This is a genomic window from Candidatus Symbiopectobacterium sp. (genome assembly GCF_020054415.1).
Classification (GTDB): domain Bacteria; phylum Pseudomonadota; class Gammaproteobacteria; order Enterobacterales; family Enterobacteriaceae; genus Symbiopectobacterium.
In genome coordinates this window covers 1-2,033 of sequence record NZ_JAHWCO010000714.1, presented here as the reverse complement: position 1 = coordinate 2,033, position 2,033 = coordinate 1, and the positions used below count along the sequence as shown (strand labels likewise).

At 47.5% G+C, this 2,033-nt stretch carries 3 protein-coding genes and 2 pseudogenes; 1 reads left to right on the top strand and 4 read right to left on the bottom strand.

Translation table 11 applies throughout. The annotated features are described in order from the left end of the window. Positions 1-29: 29 nt before the first annotated feature. Positions 30-209 (bottom strand): annotated as a pseudogene (locus QZ506_RS20590) (IS1 family transposase); the annotation flags it as partial. Beyond that, positions 181-297 (bottom strand): hypothetical protein, encoded by a 117-nt coding sequence (locus QZ506_RS20585; RefSeq protein ID WP_291973570.1) that lies wholly within the window; start codon positions 295-297, stop codon positions 181-183. The gene QZ506_RS20585 and the pseudogene QZ506_RS20590, both read right to left, overlap by 29 nt. Between QZ506_RS20585 and QZ506_RS20580 the strand changes: the two genes are divergently transcribed. Next, positions 265-459 (top strand): hypothetical protein, encoded by a 195-nt coding sequence (locus QZ506_RS20580; RefSeq protein ID WP_291973568.1) that lies wholly within the window; start codon positions 265-267, stop codon positions 457-459. The two genes, QZ506_RS20585 and QZ506_RS20580, sit on opposite strands and share 33 nt — an antisense overlap. Here the strand turns inward: QZ506_RS20580 and ompA are convergent. Beyond that, positions 456-1,523 (bottom strand): porin OmpA, encoded by a 1,068-nt coding sequence (ompA, locus tag QZ506_RS20575; RefSeq protein ID WP_291973566.1) that lies wholly within the window; start codon positions 1,521-1,523, stop codon positions 456-458. The two genes, QZ506_RS20580 and ompA, sit on opposite strands and share 4 nt — an antisense overlap. Before the next feature lie 293 nt (positions 1,524-1,816). Further along, positions 1,817-2,033, bottom strand: a pseudogene (locus QZ506_RS20570) (IS481 family transposase); the annotation flags it as partial.

Genomic DNA, 2,033 nt, shown 5'->3' with positions numbered 1-2,033 from the left:
GGTCGTGTATTCAATGAGTTGATGTAGCATCAAACGTAGTACTCGCGTTCGATGTAAGTACCGATGATCATATCGTGCATTTCGGATGATTTTGAATATCCGAGCGTCTTGCGATTGAGCCGTTGCAATCGGTTACGCAGTGTCAGATGTTCACGCTCAATACGCTGTGTATACAGCTTGCTAACAATGTGTTCTACCTTTGGAAGTTCGTCGTTGTAAGTCCTGTAGCCATCCGTGTTTGCATGACTGACGACGGTAACGCTGATGGCCACTTTTGCCATAACCGTGTCTTTTCACAGGAGATGTCTGTTCACAAAACGGGCATCTTACATCAACTTTAACCACTGTATTCCACATCCAAAACCGGACATTTCACACTGCAATCAACATATTGAATACACGACCCGCAATCGCGAGGTTTTTTATCAGTATAGGGTTATTCAGAAACGAATAACTTAAGCCTGAGGCTGAGAAACGACGTCTTTGATGCCTTTAACTTCGATCTCAACGCGACGATCCGGTGCCAGGCAGTCGATCAACGCTGCACGCGGTTTCGTGTTATCGCAGGTAGAACCGGTAACCGGGTTGGATTTACCCATGCCACGCGCAGAGATCTTGTTAGCCGGGATACCCTTGGATACCAAGTAAGACACGACGTTCTGAGCACGACGTTCAGACAGCGCCTGGTTAGCTTCTACGGAACCGATGCGGTCGGTGAAGCCCAGAGCAACAACAGAACCGTCTTTAGGATCCAGATTGCTCAGTTGGCTGTACAGTTGGTCCAGAGATTGACGACCTTCTGGTTTCAGTGTGTCTTTAGCGAAGTTGAACAGAACGTCAGAACGCAGTGTGAAACGCTTGGTTTCTACAACTGGTGCTGGTGCTGCAACCGGTGCCGGAGCATCTCCCTGACCGATACGGTAGGAAACGCCAAAGCTCATCAGCAGGTTATCCGGACGTGCACCAACGGTGCCAGCATCGCCAATGTTGTTGGTCCACTGGTAGTCAACGCGAGCAGCCCAGTCACGGTCGAAAGCATATTCGATACCGACAGCAGCCAGTGGGGACACGCCAGTGTCGCTGTCGCTCAACTGAGTAGTGCCATTTTTGCCGTTAGCGTCAACACGCCATACCATGCCGCCCAGACGAGTGTATACGTCCAGATCTTGCATTACCGGGTAGCTTAATTTCGCTGCCAACTGAACGCCCTGAGCTTTGAAAGCGGCACTGTCAGTTGCACTGTTCTGAGAACCTGAATATTTCAAACGGCCCAGCCAGTCATAACCTAATTCAAAGCCCAGATATTGGTTTGCCTGATAGCCGACGAATGCGCCTGCGCCCAGTTTGCTCTTGATTGGGTTATTGTTAATACCTTCGAAACCATTACCGTAGAAACCGGTGTCATGGAACTGGGAAACACCCAGTTTACCGCCAACGTACCAGGTTTCTTCTTTGGGGGCTGCTTGTGCTACTGTAGCAAAGCCAGCCAGTGCCACTGCAATTGCGATAGCTGTTTTTTTCATTTTACGCCTCATTATCATCCAAACCGGCAATCAGCATTAATGCCAATAGGCCTTTGGTTAAATCCTTGACTGAAGCCACTGCTCTTAATTTATAACATAATGCCAGCCAACTGGCATTATGCAAAGAGCAACTCCAACGCGTTAAAGTCTACAACGTGATACGAAAGTTACAAGTACGATATGAACTGCCTTGTAGAAAAAACAGCGTTTCATACATACTTCCTAACAAATAATATGTACTAGCTCAGACCTGATCTGACAGTTACCGATTATTTATACAGATGTCTGTCAGATTACATCTGGTTCAGATTCTTTTCTGCCCAGATCCGTTTTCCATCGAGTAAAGTGGCCATCGGCGTACGCCAGCAGCACATTTTTCCCTGATGAGTTCGCTCATTATTGTAATGCCACAACCAGTTGTCCAGATCTACCTGCAGGCTTTCCAGGTCTCCATATAACTTCTTGCGGAACGTAACCTGATAAAAATCCTGCAAAATGGTTTTATGGAAG

Bases quoted from the DNA above. Each gene is read 5' to 3' on its own strand.
- QZ506_RS20580 (WP_291973568.1), top strand. From the start codon at position 265: ATGGCCACTTTTGCCATAACCGTGTCTTTTCACAGGAGATGTCTGTTC.
- ompA (WP_291973566.1), bottom strand. From the start codon at position 1,523: ATGAAAAAAACAGCTATCGCAATTGCAGTGGCACTGGCTGGCTTTGCT.